The sequence below is a fragment of the Azospirillum sp. TSO22-1 genome (genome assembly GCF_003116015.1).
In the GTDB taxonomy this organism is placed as follows: Bacteria; Pseudomonadota; Alphaproteobacteria; order Azospirillales; family Azospirillaceae; genus Azospirillum.
Window position 1 is genome coordinate 1 of the sequence record NZ_LGQZ01000004.1, and the last position, 25,599, is coordinate 25,599.

Sequence of the window (25,599 nt, forward strand, 5' to 3'; positions counted from 1 at the left end):
CCCCCATGACCCCGCCGATCATCAGGACGGCGCCGTCGGCAATCCGGGAGACGGCGTCGACCAGCTTGACCACTTTCTTCATGACCGATCCTTGTTCACGCACTTGTCCACCCAGGCTGTGCCCATGCGGGTTCCTATGCGTTCGATGCTGTTCGCGGCGTCCTGCCGCCTCGCGCCGCTGCCCGCTGCGGAGAGCCACGGCGAGAAGGCCGTGGTGACGATCCCTCCGACCATCAGGATGGGCGGCCTGAGACCCGCGACGTCGAACCGACTGTTGTTGTTGCTCATGAGATGGCCTTACGGGCGGCCGGGCGAAGCGTCCGTGCTTCGCCCGCACCGCGTCCGGTAGTTCAGGCGATCCTGTCCGGGATCTCCAGATCCAGCAGCGCCGACGCCAGGCACTTGCCGTGGGCATCGAGGGCCAGCGAGCGGGTCACGCCGCCACCCAACGCGTTGCGCATCACGAAGTTCAGGGCGCCGATGCTGGGGATCGTGTGGCGGATGACCTCGCCGTGCACGACCTCGGAGAAGTGCTCCCTCACCCGTGCCGGCGTGACGTACGCTTCGATCAGCGGGTAGTCCTTCTCGTCGAAAGCGATCACCGAGATGTTGGAGATGTCGCCCTTGTCGCCGGTGCGCGAGTGGGCAATGTCACGGAGCTTCATCTCAAGCCTCCACGTAGTCGACGGCGGGCTTCGCCAGGTTGCGGGGGAGGAGCGCCGACAGCATGGCGACGACTTCCTTGGCCGACTTGGTGGCGCCGCCACCGCTCGCCGGGCCATTGGTGTAGAGGGTCTCCACCTCGTTGCCGACGCGCACCGCCTCCTTGAGGGAATCGGTCCGGCCGGTGACCCGCACGCGCACCTCGTACGGCTCGCAGCCGCTGACGGTGGAGAGGCGGTCGCCATGGATGGAGTCGATGCCGATCAGGTCAAAGCGCAGTTCAGTTGTCTTCACGCCCATCAGTTTCAGCCGCTCGCGGACGATCTCCAGCGCCAGCCGGCCGCGCGCCACCGCACCCGGCCCGGCGTAGGAGATCTGCCCCTCGCCGATGTAGCTGTCGATGTAGCCGACCGAAACCTTGAGCGTCTCGGGCTTGGCGCGCCCGGTGCCACCGGCGACCCGCACCCGGTCCGGACCGATCTGCTCGAAGCGGACGCGTGAGAAGTCCGCCACCACGTCGGGCGTGAAGTAGGTGGTCGGGTCGTGGATCTCGTAGAGGAGCTGCTCCTTGCAGGTGGCGGTGGTCACCGCCCCGCCGGAGCCCTCGACCTTGGTGATGACGGCACTGCCGTCCTCGGACACCTCGGCGATGGGGAAGCCGAGGCGGGCGAGATCGGCCACGTCCTTCACGCCGGGGTCGGCGAAGTAGCCGCCGGTGATCTGCCCGGCGCACTCCAGCAGGTGGCCGACGACGGTCCCCTTGCCGAGCCGGTCCCAGTCGTCCATGGCCCAGCCGAACTCGTGGATCTGCGGCGCCAGGAACAGTGCCGGATCGGCGACGCGGCCGGTGATGATGACGTCGGCGCCGTCCTTCAGCGCCTCGACGATGGGCGCGGCGCCGAGGTAGGCGTTGGCGGAGACCAGCTTGTTGGCCATCGTCGAGACCGGGGCGCCCGTCTCCTCGATGCGCTGGTCGCCGGCCTTCAGGACCTCCAGCACGTCGTCACCGGACACGGCGGCGATCTTCAGGTTCCGCAGACCGAACGACTGGGCGATCTCCTTGATCTTGGCCGCACCGGCGACCGGATTCGCGGCGCCCATGTTGGTGATGATCTTGATGCCCTTGTCGTGGCAGAGGCGCAGCACGGCGTGCATGCGGTCGGCCAACAGCGGGTCGTAGCCCTTGGTCGGATCCTTGAGCTTGGTCTGCTGGGCGATGGCGATGGTGCGCTCGGCCAGGCACTCGAAGACGAGGTACTGGATGTCACCCTTCTCGGCCAACTCGACCGCCGGCTCGATGCGGTCGCCCGAGTAGCCGGCGCCCGATCCGATGCGAATGGTTTTCATGGTGTGCTCCTGTTTCGGGACGTCGCGGCAGTCAGAAGGGGATGACGCCAAGGATGGCGGCAGTGATGGTCATGACCACGGACGCGGCGAAGAGGTAGGGGATGGAGAACTTCTGGTGCTCGCCCAGACCAATGCCGCACAGGCCGACGACGAGGAAGGTGGCGGGGGTGAGCGGGCTGACCGGGAAGCCGACCGTCATCTGGCCGAGCACGGACGCCTGGGCGATCTGGATCGGGTTGCCGCCCAACGTCTTATAGACCTCGGCCACCACCGGCATCATGCCGAAGAAGGAGTCCGGGTCGAACAGCAGGCTCAGCGGCATGGAGATGATGCCCAGCGCGAAGGGGATGTGCTGCGCCATCTCCGGCGGGACGAAGGCGACGGCGGACTGCGCCATGGCGGAGAGCATCTTGGTGCCGCTCATGATGCCGGTGAACACGCCGGCCGCCAGCAGAATGCTCGCCATCATCAGCGCCGCCTTGGCGTGCGCATCGACGCGTTCCTTCTGCATCTTGACGTCGGGGTAGTTGATCATCAGCGCCAGCACGGTGCCGATCATGAACATCACCACCGGATCGACCACGCCTTCGATCATGATGCCCATGATGACGAGGGTGAGGATCAGGTTGACCCAGAACAGCTTCGGACGGCGGATCTTGAGCTGCTCCGGCGTCAGCACCCGCGGGGCCGGGCCGGCTGGAGCCGTCTCGGCGGCCCCCATGGCGCCGACCGAGCGGGCTTCGCCGGAGGCCAGCGTGGCGCCGGACAGACCGAGGCGGCGCTCCTCGCGCTTGCCGAGCACGTAGGCGACGATGAAGATGAACACCAGACCGACGCCCTGCACGGCGATCAGCGGGTTGAAGATGTCGGTCACCGGCACCTTGAGCGCGGCCGCCGAGCGGATCATCGGGCCGGTCCAGGGCAGGAAGTTCACGCCAGCCGCCATGGACACGCACAGCGCCAGGATGCGCTTGTCCATGCCAAGGCGCTCGAAGAGCGGCAGCATGGCCGGAATGGTGATCAGGAAGCAGACCGCGCCCGAGCCATCGAGGTGGATCAGCAGCGCCAGCAGCGTGGCACCGACGGTGATCCGCGCCGGCTTGGTGCCGACGACGCGCAGGATGCGGTCGATGATTGGGTCCATCATGCCGGCGTCGGTGACGATGCCGAAGAAGATGATGGCGAAGACGAACATGCCGGCGGTCGGCGAGATCGCCCGGATGCCGTCGATGATGAACTTGCTCGTGCCGAGGCCGAAGCCGCCGACCAGGGCGGCGATGATCGGGATGGCGATCAGCGCCACCAGCGGCGACATCTTGTTGGACATGATGACCACCAGCAGCACGATGATGGTGGCCAGTCCGAGTAAGGCTAGCATGATACCTCCGCAATCTCTTGGGCGATTTTATTTCTTTTCTTTGACGCAGGGGCTTCGATTGATCGGATGGCCGTCAATCGGGCACTCGGCAAATCCCTCCCGCATCCGGAATTACTCCGGAACGCCTCTGGAACCTTTTGTCTCTTGCCGATGCTGTGGCCGATGGTGGAGCGATTGACTGCGAGGTGTCTCGTTTGCTCCGGATCGAACCAGCGTCCTTGGTTGACATTGTACGGGCTGATAACGAGATAGGGGAAATGAATTTGTTGTATCACGGTAATCTGATTCTGTTATGAAAGGCGCGCCATGCTTCAAGGCGTTCGGCACATCAAGGCTTTCCTCGCCGTCGCGCGGCTCGGCAGCTTCACGCGGGCGGCGGCGGAAGTGAACGTTTCCCAGCCGGCGCTGACCGTGCAGATCCGCCAGTTGGAGGAATCGCTCGGTGTCCGCCTCTTCGACCGCAACAAGCGGGAGGTCGTGCTGACACAGGCTGGTCGCGACCTGCTGGCGCCGCTCCAGCGCGTGCTCCTCGACCTTGAGGCAGTCATGAACGCCAGCCAGGATCTGGCTGGGCTGCGCCGTGGCACGGTGGCGGTCGCGACGCTGCCGTCGGTCGCCGCCGGCTTGCTGCCGATCGCCATCCGCCGCTTCATGGCCGACCATCCGAACATCGACGTGAACGTCAGCGACGTGGTCGCCGAGCGGATCGTTCAACTCGTCAAAGCGGAGGAGGTGGATTTCGGGATCGGCACCCGGGTGGGACCGGACCGCGACGTCGAGGTGGTCGACTTCCTGTCCGATCGGATGTGCGCGTTCTTTCCCGAGGACCATCCCCTGTCTGGACGGTGCCCGCTGCTGTTGAAAGACGTCGCCGCCTTCCCGCTGATCCTCACCGCGCGGGGCACCAGCGTGCGCACGCTGGTCGAGCGAACTCTGGAGAAGGAGGGACTGGAGATCAGCTTGGCGTGCGAGGCGAACTACATGTCGACGGCAGTCGGCATGGTGCGCGCTGGGCTAGGGGTATCCGTGCTGCCAGAGTCGGCGGTCGAAGCGGCGTCCTGCGAGGGCGTCAGAGTCGAGCCGATCCAGACCCCCGGCTTGACCCGCAAGATCGGCTTCATCCGCAAGACCAACCGCGCCCTCTCACCGGCAGCAGAGCGGTTTGTGCAACTGCTGAAGGAGGTGGCCTGGGAACCTCTCGCTCACTTCTCCAGCTCTGGAATGAAGGCGCGGAAAGGTGATCCTATACATGGAGCCTCAGCCTTTTCTGAGGAGGTGCCTGATAGACACCAGGACGAATGAGGGTCTGGTTTTGGCGCAAAGCAGACCATCAAGGGGCTTCGGAGGCGGCGCGCCGGGATATTGCCCAAGCACATCCGGCGGCGAAAAGAAATGGGCGAAGCCTCCCGGCCCCGCCCGTTCTCATTTTATGCGACCCAAGTCTCACTTTATGGGTCACACCACAACACACCACACACAATCAGATCACTACACGTCCAGGTTCGCCACCTTCAGCGCGTTTTCCTGGATGAACTCGCGGCGTGGCTCCACCACGTCGCCCATCAGGGTGGAGAAGACCTCCTCCGCCTGGTCGGCGTGGTTGACGCGCACCTGCAGCAGCGAGCGCTTCGTCGGGTCCAGCGTCGTCTCCCAGAGCTGGTCCGGGTTCATCTCGCCCAGGCCCTTGTAGCGCTGGATGGTGACGCCGCGGCGGCCCAGTTCCATCACCGCGTCGAACAGCGCCATCGGGCCGGTCACCGGGCGCAGCTCCTTCTGCTTCTCGAAGGCGCGGCTCGGCTGCTCGAACGAACGCTTGAGGTCGGCGGCCATGGCGTCGAGCTTGCGGGCCTCGGCGCTCTTCAGCAGGTCGCCGTCCAGGCGGTGGCGGTGGGTGACGCCGCGACGGGTGCGGATCAGGATGTAGCCGCCATCGTGCAGCGCCTCGCCGCGCCAGCCCCCCTCGCCGTCCTGGGCGTTGAGGCGGGCGGCGATCACGCCCGCCACCTCGGCCGCCTTGACGGCGTCGTTGGCCAGCGCCGTGGACAGGCCGCCGACGATGGCCGCCTGCTCGATCACCGCGAGGTTGCCGGCCTTGCGGGCCAGCGTGTCGATGTGGTGGCGGCCGGAGCGCGCCTTCTCCACCAGGTCGCGCAGCGGATCGCCGTGCAGGATGGTGCCGTCGGGCAGCGTCACCGACAGGTCGCCCAGCGCCGCCTCGATCAGGAACTCCTCCAGCGCGCGGTCGTCCTTCAGGTACCGCTCCTTGGCGTTGCCGCGCTTGATGCGGTAGAGCGGCGGCTGCGCGATGTACAGGTAGCCGCGGTCGATCAGCTCCGGCATCTGGCGGAAGAAGAAGGTCAGCAGCAGCGTGCGGATGTGGCTGCCGTCCACGTCCGCGTCGGTCATGATGATGATCTTGTGGTAGCGCGCCTTGTCCGGGTTGAACTCGTCGCGGCCGATGCCGGTGCCCAGCGCGGCGATCAGCGTGCCGATCTCCGCAGACCCCAGCATCTTGTCGAAGCGCGCCCGCTCGACGTTCAGGATCTTGCCGCGCAGCGGCAGGATCGCCTGGAACTGGCGTGAGCGCCCCTGCTTGGCCGAGCCGCCCGCCGAGTCGCCCTCGACGATGAACAGCTCCGACCCCGCCGGGTCGCGCTCCTGACAATCCGCCAGCTTGCCTGGCAGCGAGGCCATGTCGAGCGCACCCTTGCGCCGCGTCAGCTCGCGCGCCTTGCGCGCCGCCTCGCGGGCCGCGGCGGCCTCGACCACCTTCTGCACGACGCGCTTGGCGTCGGCCGGGTGCTCCTCGAAATACTGCGCCAGCTGCTCGTAGACGATCGCCTCGACCACCGGGCGGACCTCGGACGAGACGAGCTTATCCTTGGTCTGGCTGGAGAATTTCGGATCCGGAACCTTCACCGAGAGGACGCAGGTCAACCCCTCGCGGGCGTCGTCGCCCGACAGGTTGACCTTCTCCTTCTTGGCGATGCCGGATTCGTTGGCGTAGTTGTTGATCGCCCGCGTCAGCGCCGCGCGGAAGCCCGCGAGGTGCGTGCCGCCGTCCTTCTGCGGGATGTTGTTGGTGAAGCAGAGCGTCGTCTCGTGGTAGCTGTCGTTCCACTGGAGCGAGCATTCCACGGTGACCACGCCGCCGTGCTCCGTCGGGCGCTCGGCCTTCACGCTGATGGCCGGCTTGTGCAGCGCCACCTTCGAGCGGTCCAGCCAGCCGACGAACGCTTCCAATCCGCCTTCGTAATGAAGGTCGTGGACCTTGGGTTCGACGCCGCGGGCGTCGGTCAGCACGAGGCGCACGCCGGAGTTCAGGAAGGCCAGCTCGCGCAGCCGGTGCTCCAGCGTCGCAAAGTCGAACTCGGTGTTCGAGAAGGTCTCCTTGGAGGGCAGGAAGGTGACTTCCGTGCCGCTCAGCACCTTGTCCCCATCCAGCACCGGCGCCGCGCCCGTGTCGGCCAGCGGGGCGTCGGGCACGCCGTGGCGGAAGCGCATCTCCCAGGCCCGGCCGCCGCGCCAGATGCGCAGGTCCAGCGTCTCCGACAGCGCGTTCACCACCGAGACGCCAACGCCGTGCAGGCCGCCCGACACCTTGTAGGAGTTCTGGTTGAACTTGCCGCCGGCGTGCAGCTGGGTCATCACGACCTCGGCCGCCGACACGCCCTCTTCCGGATGGATGTCGGTGGGGATGCCGCGCCCGTTGTCGCGCACCGTGACCGATCCGTCGGCGTTCAGCGTCACCTGCACCGCGTCGCAGTAGCCGGCCAGCGCCTCGTCGATGGCGTTGTCCACGACCTCGTAGACCATGTGGTGCAGGCCCGAGCCGTCGTCGGTGTCGCCGATGTACATGCCGGGACGCTTGCGCACGGCATCGAGACCACGCAGGACGGTGATCGACTCGGCGCCGTATTCCTCCTGCGGGAGGACGGGTTTCAGTGCTTCTTGTGCCATGGCTCGGTTATAACAGAGGTCGTGCGGAATATGGTGCGTCGCGGTGCGATTCGCCGCATTTTTTTGGGCTTCTACCCCGGTCTGACGTGCGCGTCTTCGACGCGGAAGCGGCAGGCGTCGTCGCCCAGGGGATCGAACACGGACGCGTCGGTGCCGGTCATCCAGGCCTGGCTGCCCAGCGCCAGGATTTCCCCGAACAGCGCCTCCCGGCGGCCGGCGTCGAGGTGCGCGGCGACCTCGTCCAGCAGCAGCAGAGGCGCCGCCCCGCGCTCGGCGGCCAGCAGGCGGGCGTTGGCCAGAACGATGGCGATCAGCAGCGCCTTCTGCTCCCCGGTCGAGCAGAGGGCGGCCGGCATGTCCTTGGCGTGATGGCGGACCGCCAGGTCGCTCTTGTGCGGACCAACCGACGCACCACCCGTTTCGGAATCGATACGGCGACCGGCGCGCAGCGCGTCGCGCAGCGCGTCCTCGGCGGCCAGCGCCGGGCCGTCGTTCAGCCAGGCCTCCACCGCGCCCTCCACCGCGAGGTCGGCGCCGGGGAACGGCCCCACGGCGCGCGCGCAGGCGGAGCGCAGGCGCTGCACCACGTCACGGCGCGCCGCGGCGACGGCGATGCCGGCGGTCACCATCTGGTCCTCCAGCCCCGACAGCCAGCCGTCGTCGAAGCGGCCGTCGCGCAGCAGCCGGGCGCGCTCGCGCAGCGCATGCTCGTAGCGCGACAGCCGGCCGGCGTGCGCCGGGTCGAAGCCGAAAACGAGACGGTCGAGGAAGCGGCGGCGGCCGCTGGAGCCCTCCAGGAACAGGCGGTCCATCTGCGGCGTCAGCCAGACCACGGCGACGTGCTCGGCCAGCGCGGTCTGGCCCTTCACCGGATGGTCGTCGATGCGCACGACGCGGCGGTCGCCCTCATGGTGGGCGTCCTTGCCGGTGCCGATCTCGACCGGCCCCAGCGGCGTGCGCACGGTGGCCGCCACCGCCCAGCCCTCGCCGGGGGCGGAGCCGATGCGCTGCACCTCCGCCAGCTTGGCGCCGCGCAGGCCTCGGCCGGGGGCGAGGAAGCTGACGGCCTCCAGCAGGTTGGTCTTGCCGGCACCGTTCGGGCCGATCAGGGCGACGGGGCGGTAGTCGGGCTCCAGGCGCGCGTGCTCATAGCCGCGGAAACGCGTCAGCGTCAGACGCGTGACCGCCAGGGCCTCGGCCGCCGTCACTTCCTGAATCCGTCTCGCTTCGAGCAATGGTCCGTTCCGTTGGGCCCGCTCCACCGCCTGAATCGGTGCGGGAATGCACGCTGTGGACGATGGAAACACAGAGACACGGAGACACAGAGGACCACGGAGAAGAAAGATCTCTGTGCCTCTGTGCCTCTGTGGTTCATCCCCTCCACACCGAGGATTTCCCGATCGGCAGTGCCGCGAGCCGTCAGACGCGCATCGGCATCAACACGTACAGCGCCGTGCCGTCGGCGACGTCGCGGACGATGGTGGGCGACGCCGCGTCCGCCATGGTGAAGCGGGCGCCCTCGCCCTCGATTTGTTGAGTGATGTCCAACAGATAGCGAGAGTTGAAGCCGATTTCCAGGGGGGTGTCCTGGTAATTGACCTCCAGCTCCTCGGTGGCGCTGCCGGCCTCGGGGCTGGTCGCCGACAGGGTCAGCGTGCCGCGGCTGACGGCCAGCTTCACCGCCCGGCTCTTCTCGGTCGAAATGGTCGCCACGCGGTCCACCGCGGCGGCGAACAGGCGGGCGTCGACCTCCAGCACCTTGTCGTTGCCGACGGGGATGACGCGCTCGTAGTCGGGGAAGGTGCCGTCGATCAGCTTCGACGTCACGATGATCTGATCGAAGGCGAAACGGATCTTGTTCTCCGACAGCGAGATCTCGATGCGGTCGGCCGCCTCGTCGATCAGCTTGCGGATCTCCATGACCGTCTTGCGCGGCACGATGACGCCGGGGATGCCGTCGGCGCCGGCCGGCAGCGGCATCTCGACCCGCGCCAGCCGGTGGCCGTCGGTGGCGACGGCGCGCAGCACCGGGATGTCGCCAGTGTCCGCCGCGGTGCGCGCGGCGTGCACGTAGATGCCGTTGAGGTAGTAGCGCGTCTCCTCGGTGGAGATGGCGAAGCGGGTGCGGTCGATCAGCGCGCGCAGGTCGGCGGCGGCCAAGCCGAAGCTGTGCTTCAGCTCGCCGCCGGAGAGCTGCGGGAAGTCCTCCACCGGCAGGCAGGACAGCTTGAACTGCGACCGGCCGGAGCGCAGCGTCAGGATCGAGCCGTCGCCCGACACGTCCAACTCCACCTGGCTGCCGTCGGGCAGCTTGCGCACGATGTCGTACAGCGTGTGCGCCGGGGCGGTGGTGCCGCCGGGGCGGCCGATCGAGGCGGGGACGGTCTCCACCATCTCCAGGTCCATGTCGGTGGCGGCCAGCGACAGCTCGCCCTCCTTGGCGCGCAGCAGGACGTTGGAAAGGATCGGAATGGTGTTGCGGCGTTCCACCACGCTCTGCACGTGACCAAGGGACCGAAGCAGGGCTGCACGTTCGATGATGATGTTCATGCGGGTCGTCTGTCTCAGGCGGGTCCGGAGGTGGCGATTCGCCGGTTGCGTGGCCCCGTTCCGGCCCGGAAAGCCGGGTCGGAGCGGGCGCGCATGATACCACAACGCGCGGTTTGCCGAACCAAATTCGTCGCGAAAGGGGTGCCCGCGGCGCGCGGCATCACCCCAGCCGCGCCTCGTACAGCCGCAGCAGCGCGACGAGGTCGGCGCTCTGCCAGTGCCGCGAACGGCCAAGCTCGGTGCGGATGGCGGCGATCAGGCGGTCGATGACGAAGCGCTCCTCCGGCGTGATCTCCGCCGCCCCGTCCAGGTAATGCCGCACCACCCGCTGCAACCCCTGGCTGACCGCGCTCACCCACGGCGTCACGTCGGCGCCCAGGGCACCCAGCAGGCGGTTGATGCGCACGATGTGCTGCATGCGGGCCGGCAGCGCCTCGTCGTCGTCCTCGGCCTTGGTGGCCTGGATGAAGGCGATGCCGGCCTCCTCTACGATGCGGCCGCGGGCGGCGGTGATCTCCGGGCTGGCGTAGCCGACGCCGCCCAGCGTGGCGCCCCAGGCCCAGACGAACTCCAGCAGCCACACCACGTCGTCGTGGTCGGGCGACGGGGCGTTGCGGGCCGCCGCCGCGGTGCGCGTGCGATCGACCACCACCGGCAGCACGGTGGAGGTGAGCAGACGCGTCACCTCGCCCAGCAGGCCGCGCACCCGCGGGCCGATCAGCCGCGTCGCCATCAGGCCGCCGGCGTTGAGCGCGTTCAGCGACTGGTCGAAGCGCCGCCGCGCCTCGTCCAGCGTCTCGCGCACCGGGCGGGAGAGGGACAGCGCGTGCCCGTCCACACCACTCCCCGGACCGCCCATATCGCCGAACACCGCGCGGATCAGGTCGGTCATCGCCGAGCAGCTGGCCGAGAAGTGGCCGAACAGCGCCTGGTGCAGCGGGTGGCTGTCGCTGACCGCCGGGCCGCCGTACTCCCGCACGTAGCGCAGCACCACGTCGTAGCGGCGCTTGACGTTGAGCGCCAGCAGGGGCGGCAGCCAGACGACGGGGTCGTCGATGTCGCGGTTCGGGCAGGCCATGCGCATGCCGCGCATGAAGCCGACGACGATCGCCGCCTGCCCGTCCACCTCCGCCGCGGCGCCGTCGCCGCCGGCCGGCGTGTCGGACAGGTCCTGCCGCATGCGCTCCATCATTGGCAGGATCGCCTCGTTCTCCTCCAGCACGGAGCGGACGAAGGCGAGCTGCGTCACGTCGATCGGCGCCTTCCAGGTCAGGTGCGGGCTGCGCTGGCGGGCGTCGCGCAGCGCCTCGCGGTTGGCGACGATCAGGAACTCCTCGGCGGTGCGGCGGGTCCTCAGCGCGTGCACGAGGAAATGCACCGCCTCGTCGCGCATGATGGCGCGCATCGCCAGCGCGTCCGGCGACACCAGCACGCGGTCGAGCAAGTCCTCCTGCGACATCGCGTCGAGGCGCTCCTGCACCCGCATGGCGGTGTCCGGGAAGGCGAAACGGCTCAGCGCGTGCCACAGGCCGCCCATGTCGACGCGCTGGATCAGGCCGGGGATCGGGTCGCGGGCGCGGTAGAGGATCGGGTCGTCGACCAGCAGCGGCTCGAACAGGCTGGTGAACAGGCGGCGCGCCTTGAAGGGGCGGAGCTTGTTGAACTGCTCCACCAGCGCGTCGCGCAGGGTCTGGGCGCGCGCGCTGTTCTGCGCGTTGGTGCCCTCGATCTCGTCGATGACGGCGCGGAGCGCATGCTTCGGCACGCGGCTGACCAGCTCGTCCACCTGCCTGCGCAGATGGTCGTGGTGGCCCCCCTGCCCGTCTTCCGGCCGTTTGGTCATCCGCTCCCGAAGATCGTCGCGCGGCATGGCGTCCGCCGTGTCCCAACAATTATCCAGTCTGATTATTATTCACCCGCCCGGCGCGCAAGAGGTGCGAGACGTTTCGTCGCAACCTGATGGTAATACCGAGTAATAGACATATTGGGTTGTGCCGACCTCCACACCGGCGCATAGTTTTCGTAGCGCTTTTCCGAAGAACACCTTAGTCTTCGAACCATTGCGTGCCGCACGTGGAGAAGACCCATGACCATGACGAACCTGGTTTGGGACGACTCGGCCAGCCTCGCCATTCCCGAGATCGACGAGGAACACCGCACGCTCTACCGCGTCTACAACGCGATCCGCCGGTCGCTGGAGCGCGAGGACGGCGCGATCGACCTGAAGGGCGTGTGCGCGGAGCTCTTGTCCTTCACCCGCGACCACTTCGCGCGGGAGGAGGCGCTGATGGCGGCGCACGGCTATCCCGACCTGGAGGCGCACCGCAAGCTGCACGCCACCTTCCTGCAGCAGATCGAGGATATCTGGACCTTCGTGCGCACCGGCGCCGAGCCGGACGATTACCTGGCCCGCTTCCTGGTGCTGGGCTTCATCGGCAAGTGGATCAAGATGCACACGCTGGTCGTCGACCGGAAGTTCGGCGAGTGGGTGCGGCTGCACGTCCGGAAGGACATGGCGGGCTGACGGTCAGCCCGCCTCCGCCTGCGCCTTCAGCCCGTCCCGGTAGCTCGGGTGCTTCAGCGCGTAGCCGAGCTTCGTCTTGATGCGCTCGTTCTTCACGCGGCGGTTGTCGGCCCAGAAGCTCCTGGCCATCTCCGACAGCTCGGCCTTGTCGTAGGGCACCAGCGGCGGCGGCTCCACACCCAGCAGCTCGGCGGCGTAGCGGATGACCTCCTGCGGCTCGGCCGGCTCGTCGTCGCAGACGTTGTAGACGGCGCCGGGGTTCATGGTCGCCATGGAGGCGCGCAGCACTCCGGCGATGTCCTCCACATGGATGCGGCCGAACAGGTGGCCGGGCTTGTCGATTCGCTTGGCCTCGCCGGCGCGCAGCTGGTCGATGGCGCTGCGGCCGGGGCCGTATATGCCGGGCAGGCGGAACACGTGCAGCGGCACCCCGTACTGGCGGTAGAGGTTGAGCCAGCCCTTCTCCGCCTCGACCCGGCGCCTGGAGCGGTCGCTGGTCGGCCGCAGCCAGGAGGCCTCGCTCACCCACTCCCCCCCGGAGTCGCCGTAGACGCCGGTGGTGGAGAGATAGCCGGCCCACTCCAGGCTGATCAGGTCGGCGATGTCCTGGCCGTGCGCCGCCAGCACCGGGTCGCCCTTGCGGTCGGGCGGAATGCTGAGCAGCAGGTGGGTGGCGTCCTTCAGCACCGCCCTGGCGTCGGGCAGCGGGTGCTCGCGGTCGAAGACGTGGGCCTCGTAGCCCAGGGCCTCCAACTCGGCGCGCTTCTCCGCGGTCTGGCAGGTGCCGGCGATCCGCCAGCCTTCGGCCGCCAGCTGACGGGCGAGCACCCCGGCGGTGTAGCCGAGGCCGAAGACGAACAGGCGGGGAGCGGTCATGGACGGGCCTTCACGGTCTTGCGCGCAAACGCGCGATGCCCGAGTGTAGGGCGACCATGATCCGACGCAACCTCTTCTCTTCGCTCGTCATCCTGCCCTTCCTGCTGACCGGCCCGGCGCTCGCCGCCGACGCCGAGTTGCAGGAGTGCCTGACGCTCGCCGAGGCGCAGCCCGACGCGGCGCTGGAGCGCGCCGCCGGCTGGCAGGCCAGGGGCGGCGGCACGCCGGCCCGGCTGTGCCACGCGCTGGCGCTGTTCCACCGCGGCGACTTCGCCGAGGCCGGCCGGCATCTGGAGGACATCGCCACGGAGCTGGGGCAGAAGGACCCGCGGGCCGGCGCCGCCGTGCTCGGCCGGGCCGGCTGGGCGTGGCTGCGCGCCGGCGACAGCGCGCGGGCGGAGCGGCTCTACACCGCGGCGCTGGAGCGCCAGCCCGGCGACGCCGACCTGCTGGTCGACCGCGCCATCGCGCGCGCCGAGGGCGAGCGCTACTGGGACGCCATCGATGACCTGAACGCAGTGCTCGCCAAGGACCCGGCGCGGGCCGACGCGTGGCTCTACCGCGCCGCCGCACACAAGGCGCTGAGCAACACCCGGCAGGCGCTGGCCGACGTGGCGCAGGCGCTGGAGCTGAAGCCCGGCGACCCGGAGGCGCTGCTGCTGCGCGGCAACGTCAAGGCGCTGGCCGGCGACGCCAAAGGCGCGCGCGACGACTGGAAGCTGGTCGAACGCGTCGCCCCGGACTCCGGCCCGGCCCGCGTCGCGCGCGGGAACCTCGCCGGGCTGGAACGGTCCGGGGGGGCCAAGTAGGCTCAGCGGCGCCCGGAGACGAGGTGCCAGAGCACCAGCGCCGGAAAGCCGATGGCGATCAGCGCCAGCAGCCCCATGGCGAAGGACGCGCTCCAGGCGAAGACGTAGGCGAGGGGGCCGGTGACGCCGCTCGCCTTGCCGACCAGCGAAACGAAGATGTCGCTGGACAGCGGCAGTAGGCACACCAGCGCGAAGGCGATGAAGCCGAGGGTGCCCTTCGAGGGGCCGGCGGGCATGTCGGTGCCGCTCATGTCGACGGTCTGCACGGTCATGGAAACTCCCGAGGATGCGATTGTTCGTTTTGTACGTTGTCGCAAGACACTTGACCGAAATCAAGAAATGCCGTTGACCGAAGTCAAGGCAAAACGCCGCGCCCCATGGGTGAGGATCGGCGCCTCAATCGTGGAAATGGGAGTGAACCTGGGGCAAGGCAAGCGGGGGAATGTTTGTGGATGAGAGGCGCTTCATTGCGTTTTGATTGATGAACGTCAATTGCCAAGCGGCCGGTGACGTTCTCGCTCTGCCCCCCACCCCATCCCTCCCCCGCCCAGCGGGGGAGGGATGGGGTGGGGGCCCGACGCCGGCACGTCCCTGGTCAGAAATCCAGATCCGCGTAGTGCCGCGGCGGCGGGCAGCCCGGGATGGTGTCGGCCAGCAGCGGCCGGAAGCTCGGGCGCGACTTGATGCGGGCGTACCAGTCCTTGGCCTCCGGCACCTCGTCCCACGGCACGTCGCCGATGTAGTCCACGCAGCTCAGCGCCGCCGCCGCGGCGAGGTCGGCCAGCGTGAAGCTCGGCCCCGCCAGCCACGCCCGGCGCTCGGCCAGGAAGGCGATGTAGTCGAGGTGGTAGTGGATGTTGGCCAGGCCGGCGCGGATCGCCGGGGCGTAGGGGTGGCCCTGGCTGGAGATGCGCTTGATCAGCTTCTCGCCCACGAGGTTCTCGATCACCTCGCGGTCGAACTTGCGCAGATACCACGCCGCGATCCGCCGCACCTCGGCGCGACCGACCACCTCAGGCGGCAGCAGCGGGATGCTGGGGTAGGCCTCCTCCAGGTACTCGATCACCGTCCAGCCGTCGGCGATCACCGTGCCGTCATCCTCGACGAGCACCGGCACCTCCCCGGCGGGGTTGAGCGCCAGGAAGTCGGTGCGCCGCTCCCACGGCTTTTCGACGACGGCGTCGAACTCCAGGCCCTTTTCGGCCAGCGACAGACGCGTCAGACGCGCGATCGGGGAGAGGGGATGATGGTAAAGGGTCCGCATGCCGGGCCGGACTGTAGCGCAAGCAACCGCCGGAAAACACCCCGCTTTCGCGGTGGCTCAATCGGCCTTGCGATAGAGGACGTGGGCCTCGCGGCCGTCGTTGGCGCCCGGCACCGGAACCCAGCCGTTGTGCTCGTAGAAGGCCCGCGCCGCGGCGTTGCGGGCGGCGCAGGTCAGCTGCGCGGTGCCGCGCAGTTCCGCCAGCGCCTCGCGCAGCAGCAGCGTGCCGATGCCGCGCTGCTGCCAGAGCGGGTCGATGAACAGGGTATGGATGAAGCGCTCGGGCAGGTCGATGGAGACGAAGCCGACGACCTGCCCGTCCACCTCGGCGACGATGACCAGTTCGTCCTCGACGCAGTCGTAGTAGTCGTCCAGACCGAAACGATCGGCAGGCTGCCAGGGGAAGGCCTTGCGCCGGGCCTCCAGGAAGATTCGCGCGCAGCGTGCGCCGTCGGCCGGCGTGGCGCGCCGCATCTCGATCCGTAAGCCGTTGGCGAACGGCATCCTGCCCGCTCCTTCCGTCGCCCGTGATCCAACCGCCCCATCAACCGTTCCGGGTCGATATTATTCCGTCACGAAGCCGTTGGATAGGGCGGTGAGGACACAGCCGGACGCGAAAACGGCGGCCCGAAGAGGTCTTCGGGCCGCCGTCTTTTCACATGTGCGTGATCCGGCGCTTACTCTGCCGCCGCCGGCGCCGCGGCGGTGACGGGCACCTCCAGGCGGCTCAGCATCTCCTTCGGCACGATCTGCCAGAACTTCGGCAGGGCGCGCTCCCAGTCGTTGAGGATCTGGGCGGCGAAGCGGCTGTCCGTCTCCTCGACATGCTCCTCGATCAGGCGCTTGAGCTGGTCCTCGTAGTGCGCCACCTCGACGCGCTGGAAGATGATGCTCTCGTCGTTGACCGACAGCGGGAAGCTGCCGTTCTCGTCGTAGACGTAGGCCATGCCCCCGGTCATGCCGGCGCCGAAGTTGTCGCCGACCGCGCCGAGGATGACCGCCGTGCCGCCGGTCATGTACTCGCAGCCGTTGGAGCCGCAGCCCTCGACCACCACGGCCGCGCCCGAGTTGCGCACCGCGAACCGCTCTCCGGCCTGGCCCGCGGCGAACAGCTTGCCGGCCGTCGCACCGTAGAGGACCGTGTTGCCGATGATCGTGTTCTTGTTGGTCTCCAGCGGCGAGGAGGTGGTCGGCCGCACCACGATGGTGCCGCCGGACAGGCCCTTGCCGACGTAGTCGTTGGCGTCGCCCATCACCTCCAGCTTGATGCCCTGCACCGCGAAGGCGCCCAAGGACTGGCCGGCGGTGCCGCGCAGGCGCACCGTGATGTGGCCCGGCTGCAGGCCGAACATGCCGAACTTGCGGGTCACCATCGAGGACAGCCGCGTGCCGATGGCGCGCTGCGTGTTCCGCGCGTTGTAGGCGAGCTGCATCTTCTCGCCCTCCTCGAACAGGGGCCGTGCGTCCGCGACGATGCGGGCGTCCAGCGTGTCCGGCACCTCGTTGCGGCCCTGCATGGTGCAGTAGCGCGCGTTCTCGCCCGGATCGACCTGCGCCAGCAGCGGGTTGAGGTCGAGGTCGTCGAGGTGCGCGGCGCCGCGGCTGACCTGATGCAGCAGGTCGGTGCGGCCGATCACCTCGTTGAGCGAGCGGAAGCCGAGCGAGGCCAGGATCTCGCGCACCTCCTCGGCCAGGAAGGTGAACAGGTTGACCACCTTCTCCGGCGTGCCGGTGAACTTCTCGCGCAGCTTCGGGTCCTGCACGCACACGCCCACCGGACAGGTGTTCGAGTGGCACTGGCGGACCATGATGCAGCCCATGGCGATCAGCGAGGCCGTTCCGATACCGAATTCTTCCGCGCCCAGCATGGCGGCGACGACGATGTCGCGGCCGGTCTTCAGGCCGCCGTCGGTGCGCAGCCGCACGCGGTGGCGCAGCTTGTTCAGCGTCAGGACCTGATGCACCTCCGACAGGCCCATCTCCCACGGAGCACCCGCGAACTTGATGGACGTCTGCGGCGAGGCGCCGGTGCCGCCGGAGTGGCCGGAGATCAGGATCACGTCGGCGTTGGCCTTGGCCACGCCCGCCGCGATCGTTCCGATTCCGGAACGGCTGACCAGCTTCACCGTGACCTTGGCCTCGGGGTTGATCTGCTTCAGGTCGTAGATGAGCTGCGCCAGATCCTCGATCGAGTAGATGTCGTGGTGCGGCGGCGGGCTGATCAGCATCACGCCGGGCGTCGCGTGCCGCAGCTTGGCGATCATCTCCGTCACCTTGAAGCCGGGCAGCTGGCCGCCCTCGCCGGGCTTGGCGCCCTGGGCGACCTTGATCTCCAGCTCACGGCACTGGTTGAGGTACTCGGCCGTCACGCCGAAGCGGCCCGAGGCCACCTGCTTGATCGCCGAGTTCCAGTTGTCGCCGTTCTTGTCCGGGCGGAAGCGCGCCGGATCCTCGCCGCCCTCGCCGCTGTCCGACTTGGCGCCGATGCGGTTCATGGCGACGTTCAGCGTGCCGTGCGCCTCGGGGCTCAGCGCGCCCAGCGACATGCCCGGGGTGATGAAGCGCTTGCGGATGGCGGTGATCGACTCGACCTCGTCCACCGGGACCGGCGCCTTCAGCTTGCGGAACTCCAGCAGGTCGCGCAGCTGCATCGGCGGCCGCTTGTGGACCATCTCCGAGTACTTCTTGAAGGTCGAGTAGCTGTCGTCCTGCACCGCCTGCTGCAGCGTGTGGATGACGCCGCCCTCCCAGCCGTGCCGGTCGCCCGACTTGCGGAAGCGGTAGAAGCCGCCGACGGGCAGCGCGATGGCCTCCTGGTCGTAGGCGATGGCGTGCTGCTCCAGCACCTTCTTCTGGATGCCGGTCAGGCCGATGCCGGAGATGCGGCTGACCATGGCCGGGAAGTGCTCGGCGATCAGCGCGCGCGACAGGCCGATGGACTCGAAGTTGCAGCCGCCGCGGTAGCTGCTGATGATCGAGATGCCCATCTTGGACATGATCTTCAGCAGGCCCTCGTCAATCGCCTTCTTGAAGCGGACCAGGCAGGTCTCCAGGGCGATGTCGCCGAACAGACCGCGGCGCTGGCGGTCGGCGATGCTCTCCTGGGCGAGGTAGGCGTTCACCGTGGTGGCGCCGACGCCGATCAGCACCGCGAAATAGTGCGTGTCGATGCACTCGGCCGAGCGGACGTTCAGCGAGGTGAAGGTGCGCAGGTTGTTGCGCACGAGGTGCGTGTGCACCGCGCCGGTGGCCAGGATCATCGGGATGGCGGCGCGCCTGGCGTCCATCGCCTCGTCGGTGAGGATGACGTGGTTGGCGCCGCCGCGCACGGCGTCCTCGCTCTCCTGGCGGATGCGCTTCAGCGCGTCCTTCAGCGCGTCGGGGCCGCCGTCCACCGCGAAGGTGCAGTCGATCTCGGCGACGTTGCCGGCCATATAGGCGTGCATGGCGCGGAACTCGGCGGTGGTCAGCACCGGCGATTCCAGCTGCAGCAGGCGCGTCTGGCTCTCGTCCTCGTCGAGGATGTTGCCAAGGTTGCCCAGGCGCGTCTTCAGGCTCATCACCCGGCGCTCGCGCAAGGAGTCGATGGGCGGGTTGGTGACCTGGGAGAAGTTCTGGCGGAAGAAGTGGTGCAGGCCGCGGTACTTCTCCGACAGCACGGCGATCGGGCTGTCGTCGCCCATCGAGCCCACGGCCTCCTTGGCGTCCTCGACCATCGGGTGGAGGATCAGTTCCAGGTCTTCCATGGTGATGCCGAACGCCATCTGGCGCTGGCGCAGCTCGGCCTTCTCCAGGTCGGCCGGCTCGCCCTGCTGCGAGGCCTTCTTGACCAGCTCGTCCAGGTGCGTGGTGTTCTTGACCCAGTTGCCCCACGGCTTCTGGGCGGACAGCAGGTCCTTGATGCCGGTGTCGGAGTAGAGCTTGCCGGCCACCAGATCGACGGCGATCATCTGCCCCGGGCCGAGGCGGCCCTTCTCCTTCACCTGCGTCTCGTCGATCTTCACCATGCCCGTCTCCGAGCCGGCGATGATCAGGCCGTCGCTGGTGATGGTGTAGCGCATCGGGCGCAGGCCGTTGCGGTCCATGCCGCCGACCACCCAGCGGCCGTCGGTCATCGCCAGCGCGGCCGGGCCGTCCCACGGCTCCATGACCGAGTTGCAGTAGCCGATCAGCGCCTTGTGCGTCTCCGGCGTGGTGGAGGAGCTGGTCAGCGCCTGCGGCACCAGCATCATCTTGACCATCGGGGCCGAGCGGCCGGCGCGCACCAGCACCTCGAACACGGTGTCCAGCGCGCCGGAGTCGGACAGGCCGACGCCGATCACCGGCTTGATGTCGGCCATGTGGGCGCCGAACACCGGATGCTCCATCCGGGTCTCGTGCGCCTTCATCCAGTTGACGTTGCCCTTCAGCGTGTTGATCTCGCCGTTGTGGGCGAGCATGCGGAACGGCTGCGCCAGCGGCCACGTCGGGAACGTGTTGGTCGAATAGCGCTGGTGGTAGATGGCGAAGTTCGACTCGAAGCGCTCGTCCGTCAGGTCGGGGTAGAAGGTCGACAGCTGCTCGGCCAGGAACATGCCCTTGTAGATGAGCGAGCGCGCGGACAGCGTGCAGATGTAGAAGTCGTTGATCTGCTCGGCCCGCACCGCCTTCTCGATGCGGCGACGGATGACGTAGAGGTCGAGTTCGAACTGCTCGTCCGACACGCCCTTGCTGTTTCCGACGATGATCTGCTCGATCTCCGGCCGGGTGGCGTTGGCCTTCTCGCCGATGATGTCGACGTTGATCGGCACCTGACGCCAGCCATAGATGTAGTAGCCGAAGTTCAGGATCTCGGTCTCGACGATGCAGCGGCAGGCCTCCTGCGCGTCGAGCGAGACGCGCGGCAGGAAGACCTGGCCGACGGCGAGGTTGTTCTCCGGCGGCGTGTGGCCGATGACGCGGACGTGGTCCTTGAAGAACTTCTGCGGCACCTGGACGTGGATGCCGGCGCCGTCGCCGGTCTTGCCGTCGGCGTCCACGGCGCCGCGGTGCCAGACCGCCTTCAGGGCCTCGATGCCTTTCTCGACCACCGAACGGCGGGGCTTGCCGTCGATCGCGGCGATGAAGCCGACGCCGCAGGCGTCGTGCTCCTCGACGATGTCGGCCAGGTTGGCCGCGGTCAGCCGCTCCACGTTGGCGCGGTACTCGGCGACGAACTGCTCACCCTGGTTCAGCATCTCGGTCATCGGTGGACCCTTTCAGTCGTAAGATCGCGAGGGGCAGCGCCCCTCGGCCAAACCGGGGGCGCGGACGCCCCCGGAACCCTTGGATTGGTGCGCGGGAGCGGTCCCGCGCTTATTCCGCCGCTTCGGCGTAGGCCTCGGTCTTCGCCTTGACGTAGGCGTGGATCGAGTCCGCCGCGTCGCGGCCGTCGCGGATCGCCCACACCACCAGCGAGGCGCCGCGCACGATGTCGCCGGCGCCGAACACGCCGTCGACGCTCGTCATCTTGGTGCGGGCGTCGGCGGTCACCGTGCCCCAACGCGTCACCTTCAGGCCCGGCTCGTCGAACAGGTCCGGCAGGTTCTCCGGGTCGAAGCCCAGCGCCTTGATGACGATGTCGGCCTCGATGGTGAACTCCGACCCCTCGATCACCTGCGGCGTCTGGCGGCCGGTGGCGTCGGCGACGCCCAGGTGGATGCGCACGGCGCGCACGCCGCTCACATTGCCCTCGCCCACGAAGGCTTCGGGCGCGGCCTGCCAGATGAACTCGACGCCCTCCTCCTCGGCGTGCGCGACCTCGCGCTGCGAGCCGGGCATGTTCTTGCGGTCGCGGCGATAGAGACACTTCACCGAGGTGGCGCCCTGGCGGATGGCGGTGCGCACGCAGTCCATGGCGGTGTCACCGCCGCCGACCACCACGACGTTCTTGCCGGCGGCGTTCAGCGAGCCGTCGTCGTAGGCCGGCACCGCGTCGCCCAGGTCCTTGCGGTTGGAGGTGGTCAGGTACTCCAGCGCCGGCACGATGTTGCCCAGCGCGGCGCCCGGCGCGTCGAGGTCGCGCGCCTTGTAGACGCCGGTGGCGATCAGCACGGCGGCGTGCTTGCGGCGCAGGTCGGCGAGCGTGGCGTCGCGGCCGACCTCGAAGTTGGCGTGGAAGGTGACGCCGGCGTCGGCCAGCAGCTGGACGCGGCGCTGCACCACGTCCTTCTCCAGCTTGAAGCCGGGGATGCCGTAGACCAGCAGGCCGCCCATGCGGTCGTAGCGGTCGTAGACGTGCACCTCGTAGCCCTTGGCGCGCAGCTCCTCGGCGGCGGCGAGGCCGGCCGGCCCGGCGCCGATGATGCCGACCGACGCACCCAGCTCGCGGGACGGCGTGCGCGGCTTGACCCAGCCCTGCTCCCAGGCGGTGTCGTTGATGTAGCGCTCGACCGAGCCGATGGTGACGGCGCCGTGGGTGGACTGCTCGATGACGCAGTTGCCCTCGCACAGGCGGTCCTGCGGGCAGATGCGGCCGCAGATCTCCGGCAGGTTGTTGGTGGCCTGGGATGCTTCGTAGGCCTCTTCCAGCCGGCCCTCGGCGGTCAGCTTCAGCCAGTCCGGGATGTTGTTCTGCACCGGGCAGTGCACCTGGCAGAACGGCACGCCGCATTGCGAGCAGCGGTTGGCCTGCTCGGTGGCGCGCTGGTCGGTGAAGCGGGCGTAGATCTCGCGGAAGTCCTTGCGGCGCTCCTCGGCGGTGCGCTTGTCGGGCATGCGCTGTGCCGTGTGCACAAAGCCCAACATCTTCTGCTTCGCCATGACGCCTGCTCCTCGCGCTCGGCGCGGCAGCCCTACCCCTTGTGGGGATTCGCTGCCGCGGTGGAAATCATCGACCGCGGACAGCGCGGTCGCATCGTCATATACCTTACGGGCGCGGGACTCGCGAGCAAAAAATGGACGATAGGTAACTAATACTGACCTATTTGCAACATAGCTGAATCGCGACCATTGCACCACCCGGAATCGGGTCGGGAATTAGTACCGATCCGGACCTATCGCTCTCTTTGGGGTACCGAGCCATCCCCCATCGCCATCCGGGGGACCGGCTGCTATACAGCCACGGTCCCGGCGGCCCCAGCCTGCGGGACGCCCCATCCGCGACCCTGCCGAGCACCCACACCCATGTTCCGCGACTATCTGGATGCCGCCATCCTCGGCCTCGTCGAGGGGCTGACCGAGTTCCTGCCGGTCTCCTCGACCGGGCACATCATCCTGTTCGACGACCTGCTGGGCTTCAACGGCCCGCCCGGGCACGTGTTCGACGTGGTGGTGCAGCTGGGCGCCATCCTGGCGGTCTGCGTCGTCTATTTCAGCCGGCTGTGGAAGGTTGCGGTCGGCTTGAAGGACGACCCGCGGGCATGGCGCTTCACCATCGCGGTGCTGCTCGCCTTCCTGCCGTCGGCGGTGCTGGGCTTCCTGCTGCACGGCTTCATCAAGTCGGTGCTGTTCAACACCACGGTGGTCTGCGTCTCGCTGATCGTCGGCGGCATCGCCATCCTGATCGTCGAGCGCTTCGTGCCGACGCCGCGCTACCACGAGGTGGAGCGCTTCACCGCGCCCCTGGCGCTGAAGATCGGCCTGTTCCAGTGCCTGGCGCTGGTGCCCGGCGTGTCGCGCTCGGGCGCCACCATCCTCGGCGCGTTGCTGCTGGGGGTGGACCGCCGTACCGCCGCCGAGTTCTCCTTCTTCCTGGCGATCCCGACGATGTTCGGCGCCACCGTCTACGACCTCTACAAGAACTGGAGCCACATGAGCAGCGACGGCGCCGCGCTGATCGCGGTGGGCTTCGCGGTGGCCTTCGTCTCGGCCATCGTGGTGATCAAGGCGTTCGTCAATTTCATCGGCCGCTACGGCTTCGCCCCGTTCGGCTGGTACCGCATCGCCATAGGCGCGCTGATCCTGGGGATGATCTATCTCTGACCACCCTCCGGCGCGAACAGAGCCGCCAGATCGGCGGCGCTGTGGACCGGCGCCCGGTACTCCATGAGGTCGCCGCGCGCGACCCGTTCCTCGATGGCGTCCAGCGCCGCCGGCACGTCCTCGAACGGCACGCCGGCCATGTCGTACAATGAATAGCGCCACCACCGCGCGGCCAGCAGCCGCTCGACCACGGCGTCAGGAAAGCGCCGGCGCAGCGGCCTGGCCGGCGTGCCGGCCACGACGGTGTAGGGCTCCACATCCTTGACCACCACGGAGCGGGCGCCGATCACCGCCCCGTCGCCGATGCGCACGCCGGAGCGGATGAACACCCCCTGCCCGATCCACACGTCGTTGCCGATCTCGGTGATCGGGCAGGCGCCGTCGAAGGGACGCCGCAGCCCGCCGGTCACCGCAGGGCCGCCGTCGCCGCAGAACGTGTGCCACTCATGGATCTGCGGGTAGTAGGTGAGGCGCGACGTGCTCAGCCAGTCGGTGGGGTGGTTGTGCGTCCCGATCGTCACCCCGGCAGCGATGGAGACGTAGCGGCCGACCCGCACGTTCCCCATGGTGCCGCCGCCGGCCAGCGACGCGAAGGCGCCGACCTGCACCAGCGAGCCCGGGGCCAGCGAGGGCTGCGTCGAGCCCGGCGCCTCGAACCAGCTGTCCGCGTCCAGCGACAGGTCGCCGCGCGCCGAGAAGATCTTGAGGCCGAACGGCTGAAGCCTGGCGGCGGCCGACTGGCCGAAGGCGATCGTGACGAGACTCATGAAGGAAGCTCCCGGCCATGCTGACGGTCGGGAGGAGTAGCGCGCGGCCGCATGGCCGGGTTCTGCCATTGCCGTGACAAGAAAAAGCCCCGGCCGTGTGGCCGGGGCTTTCCGTCAGCTTTCCGTGAGGGGCGAGGTGCCCGCCCGCTCAGCCCGGGTACTTCTCGTGCGCGTCGACGTCGCGGGTCAGCGTGTGGGTGCGTCCGCCGACGATGAAGCGGAACAGGTAGGTCGGCAGGATCACCTCCGGCGCCGCCGGGGTGATGCCGAGCTGCTCGAAGCCGGGCTCGCGGCCGGAGCAGACGTTGTCCGCCTTCAGCAACTCGACCTGGTCGCGGGTCAGCAGCGGGGCGACGAGGGGCACCTTCTCCAGGATGCCGCCCAGCGTCTCCGACAGGCGCCAGGGGATCGGCAGGAGGAAGCGGCCGGGGCGTTCGATCACCTTCAGCATGAGCTGCATCAGCTCCTTGAAGGTGTAGGTGTTCGGGCCGCCCAGCTCGAAGACGCGGCCCTTGGCGTCGTCGCGCTCGACCGCCGCGACGATGGCGTCGGCGAGGTCGTTGACGCCCACCGGCTGGAAGCGGGTCTTGCCGCCGCCGACCAGCGGCAGCACCGGCGACAGCTGCGCCATCGCGGCGAACTTGTTGAAGAAGCGGTCCTCGGGGCCGAAGACGATGCTGGGGCGCAGGATGGTGGCGCCGGGGAAGGCCGCCAGCACCGCCTTCTCGCCCGCCGCCTTGGTGCGCGCGTAGGCCGACTCCGAATTCGCGGCGGCGCCCAGCGCCGAGACGTGCACCAGACGCCCGGCCCCGGCCTCCTTGGCGAGGCGGGCGATGCGGGCCGGCGCATCGACGTGCACCGTGTCGAACGACCAGGGCGCGGCCTCGTACAGCGCGCCGATCAGGTTGACGACGACGTCCGCGTCCTTGACGGCGCGCGCCACCGAGGCGTCGTCGCGCACGTCCACCGCCCACGGCACGATCTGGCCGACCGCGCCGGCGGTCTTCAGGAAGTTGGCCTGGTGCGGCCGGCGCGCGGCGATCCGCACGATGTAGCCGGCCTTGGCGAGGCGGCGGATCAGGTGGCGGCCGATGAAGCCGGACCCGCCGAACACCGTGGCAATCCGATAGCGATAGGACATCGACCTTCTCCCGTGCCGTTCCGATGGGTGCCCCAGAAATCAAAGACAAAACCTTGGGCGCGTGTGGGCCATTGCGCCGAACGGCGATGCTTATATAGAAACCGCACGCGCAGAGCTAGGCCCGAGGCGCGTTTGCGCGCCGGTGCGGCCATGTGGCAAAAATTTGCGATCAGGGTCGAAAAATCGTGTTGACGGGGGTCCGCAGCGGCGCTACATAAGCGGCCCACACCGAGCCCAGGTGGCGGAATTGGTAGACGCGCAGGTTTCAGGTACCTGTGGCAGAAATGTCGTGGAAGTTCGAGTCTTCTCCTGGGCACCAATTCTGACGGCTACGCCGCGTGCTTCTTGCACCGCGGCGTTTGTCGTTTTTGGGCCCCGC

At 68.5% G+C, this 25,599-nt stretch carries 20 protein-coding genes and 1 tRNA gene; 5 read left to right on the top strand and 16 right to left on the bottom strand.

The window, feature by feature from the left end:
* Nucleotides 1-78 precede the first annotated feature (78 nt).
* From TSO221_RS34790 to TSO221_RS01020, 4 genes are all read right to left on the bottom strand, one after another.
* Nucleotides 79-288: a hypothetical protein gene (locus TSO221_RS34790; protein WP_146208665.1), complete on the bottom strand. Its 210-nt coding sequence runs from the start codon at nucleotides 286-288 to the stop codon at nucleotides 79-81.
* Nucleotides 289-350: 62 nt separating this feature from the next.
* The gene (locus TSO221_RS01010) at nucleotides 351-665 is read right to left on the bottom strand and encodes a hypothetical protein (RefSeq protein WP_109116623.1); all 315 of its coding nucleotides are present in this window, start codon (nucleotides 663-665) and stop codon (nucleotides 351-353) included.
* A gap of 1 nt (nucleotide 666) precedes the next feature.
* Nucleotides 667-2,010 carry an acyclic terpene utilization AtuA family protein gene (locus TSO221_RS01015; protein WP_109116624.1) on the bottom strand — a complete coding sequence of 448 codons (1,344 nt, stop codon included), beginning with the start codon at nucleotides 2,008-2,010 and terminating at the stop codon, nucleotides 667-669.
* Nucleotides 2,011-2,041: 31 nt separating this feature from the next.
* Nucleotides 2,042-3,388 (bottom strand): citrate:proton symporter, encoded by a 1,347-nt coding sequence (locus tag TSO221_RS01020; protein WP_109116625.1) that lies wholly within the window; start codon nucleotides 3,386-3,388, stop codon nucleotides 2,042-2,044.
* Between the two features lie 306 nt (nucleotides 3,389-3,694).
* Between TSO221_RS01020 and TSO221_RS01025 the strand changes: the two genes are divergently transcribed.
* Entirely contained in the window at nucleotides 3,695-4,690 is a 996-nt protein-coding gene (locus TSO221_RS01025) for a LysR family transcriptional regulator (protein ID WP_109116626.1), read from the top strand.
* Between the two features lie 186 nt (nucleotides 4,691-4,876).
* Here the strand turns inward: TSO221_RS01025 and gyrB are convergent, their stop codons facing one another.
* From gyrB to TSO221_RS01045, 4 genes are all read right to left on the bottom strand, one after another.
* A complete protein-coding gene (gyrB, locus tag TSO221_RS01030; protein WP_109116627.1) occupies nucleotides 4,877-7,348 on the bottom strand; it encodes a DNA topoisomerase (ATP-hydrolyzing) subunit B in 2,472 nt (823 codons plus the stop codon).
* 71 nt (nucleotides 7,349-7,419) lie between these two features.
* A complete protein-coding gene (recF, locus tag TSO221_RS01035; RefSeq protein ID WP_247877866.1) occupies nucleotides 7,420-8,556 on the bottom strand; it encodes a DNA replication/repair protein RecF in 1,137 nt (378 codons plus the stop codon).
* 211 nt (nucleotides 8,557-8,767) lie between these two features.
* Nucleotides 8,768-9,898 carry a DNA polymerase III subunit beta gene (dnaN, locus tag TSO221_RS01040; protein ID WP_109116629.1) on the bottom strand — a complete coding sequence of 377 codons (1,131 nt, stop codon included), beginning with the start codon at nucleotides 9,896-9,898 and terminating at the stop codon, nucleotides 8,768-8,770.
* A 160-nt stretch (nucleotides 9,899-10,058) separates the two neighbouring features.
* The gene (locus TSO221_RS01045) at nucleotides 10,059-11,768 is read right to left on the bottom strand and encodes a hypothetical protein (RefSeq protein WP_109116630.1); all 1,710 of its coding nucleotides are present in this window, start codon (nucleotides 11,766-11,768) and stop codon (nucleotides 10,059-10,061) included.
* 216 nt (nucleotides 11,769-11,984) lie between these two features.
* Here TSO221_RS01045 and TSO221_RS01050 point away from each other — a divergent pair, with 216 nt between their 5' ends.
* Entirely contained in the window at nucleotides 11,985-12,422 is a 438-nt protein-coding gene (locus TSO221_RS01050; protein WP_109116631.1) for a hemerythrin family protein, read from the top strand.
* 3 nt (nucleotides 12,423-12,425) lie between these two features.
* Here the strand turns inward: TSO221_RS01050 and TSO221_RS01055 are convergent, their stop codons facing one another.
* The gene (locus TSO221_RS01055) at nucleotides 12,426-13,298 is read right to left on the bottom strand and encodes an SDR family oxidoreductase (protein ID WP_109116632.1); all 873 of its coding nucleotides are present in this window, start codon (nucleotides 13,296-13,298) and stop codon (nucleotides 12,426-12,428) included.
* A 56-nt stretch (nucleotides 13,299-13,354) separates the two neighbouring features.
* On the opposite strand from TSO221_RS01055, the gene TSO221_RS01060 reads away from it, so the two are divergent.
* On the top strand, nucleotides 13,355-14,107 hold the full coding sequence (locus TSO221_RS01060; RefSeq protein WP_247877867.1) for a tetratricopeptide repeat protein: 753 nt from the start codon (nucleotides 13,355-13,357) through the stop codon (nucleotides 14,105-14,107).
* Between the two features lie 2 nt (nucleotides 14,108-14,109).
* Here TSO221_RS01060 and TSO221_RS01065 read toward each other — a convergent pair whose 3' ends face one another.
* The 5 genes from TSO221_RS01065 to TSO221_RS01085 all read right to left on the bottom strand — a co-directional run bounded on the left by TSO221_RS01065 (nucleotide 14,110) and on the right by TSO221_RS01085 (nucleotide 22,151).
* Nucleotides 14,110-14,379 (bottom strand): hypothetical protein, encoded by a 270-nt coding sequence (locus TSO221_RS01065; RefSeq protein ID WP_109116634.1) that lies wholly within the window; start codon nucleotides 14,377-14,379, stop codon nucleotides 14,110-14,112.
* Between the two features lie 323 nt (nucleotides 14,380-14,702).
* On the bottom strand, nucleotides 14,703-15,371 hold the full coding sequence (locus tag TSO221_RS01070) for a glutathione S-transferase family protein (protein WP_109116635.1): 669 nt from the start codon (nucleotides 15,369-15,371) through the stop codon (nucleotides 14,703-14,705).
* 57 nt (nucleotides 15,372-15,428) lie between these two features.
* Nucleotides 15,429-15,875, bottom strand: coding sequence for a GNAT family N-acetyltransferase (locus TSO221_RS01075; RefSeq protein WP_109116636.1), 447 nt, complete (start codon nucleotides 15,873-15,875; stop codon nucleotides 15,429-15,431).
* A gap of 173 nt (nucleotides 15,876-16,048) precedes the next feature.
* Nucleotides 16,049-20,596 (bottom strand): glutamate synthase large subunit, encoded by a 4,548-nt coding sequence (gltB, locus tag TSO221_RS01080; RefSeq protein ID WP_109116637.1) that lies wholly within the window; start codon nucleotides 20,594-20,596, stop codon nucleotides 16,049-16,051.
* A gap of 109 nt (nucleotides 20,597-20,705) precedes the next feature.
* Nucleotides 20,706-22,151: an NAD(P)-dependent oxidoreductase gene (locus TSO221_RS01085; protein WP_109116638.1), complete on the bottom strand. Its 1,446-nt coding sequence runs from the start codon at nucleotides 22,149-22,151 to the stop codon at nucleotides 20,706-20,708.
* A gap of 363 nt (nucleotides 22,152-22,514) precedes the next feature.
* Between TSO221_RS01085 and TSO221_RS01090 the strand changes: the two genes are divergently transcribed.
* A complete protein-coding gene (locus tag TSO221_RS01090; protein WP_109116639.1) occupies nucleotides 22,515-23,312 on the top strand; it encodes an undecaprenyl-diphosphate phosphatase in 798 nt (265 codons plus the stop codon).
* On the opposite strand, the gene TSO221_RS01095 is transcribed toward TSO221_RS01090, so the two are convergent.
* Complete coding sequence (locus TSO221_RS01095) at nucleotides 23,303-24,079, bottom strand: CatB-related O-acetyltransferase (protein WP_199229355.1); 777 nt, start codon at nucleotides 24,077-24,079, stop codon at nucleotides 23,303-23,305. The genes TSO221_RS01090 and TSO221_RS01095 overlap by 10 nt on opposite strands.
* A gap of 148 nt (nucleotides 24,080-24,227) precedes the next feature.
* Nucleotides 24,228-25,220, bottom strand: a complete 993-nt coding sequence (locus TSO221_RS01100) for a complex I NDUFA9 subunit family protein (protein WP_109116640.1) — start codon at nucleotides 25,218-25,220, stop codon at nucleotides 24,228-24,230.
* Between the two features lie 232 nt (nucleotides 25,221-25,452).
* Here TSO221_RS01100 and TSO221_RS01105 point away from each other — a divergent pair.
* Nucleotides 25,453-25,539: transfer RNA gene (locus TSO221_RS01105), tRNA-Leu, on the top strand.
* Nucleotides 25,540-25,599 lie beyond the last annotated feature (60 nt).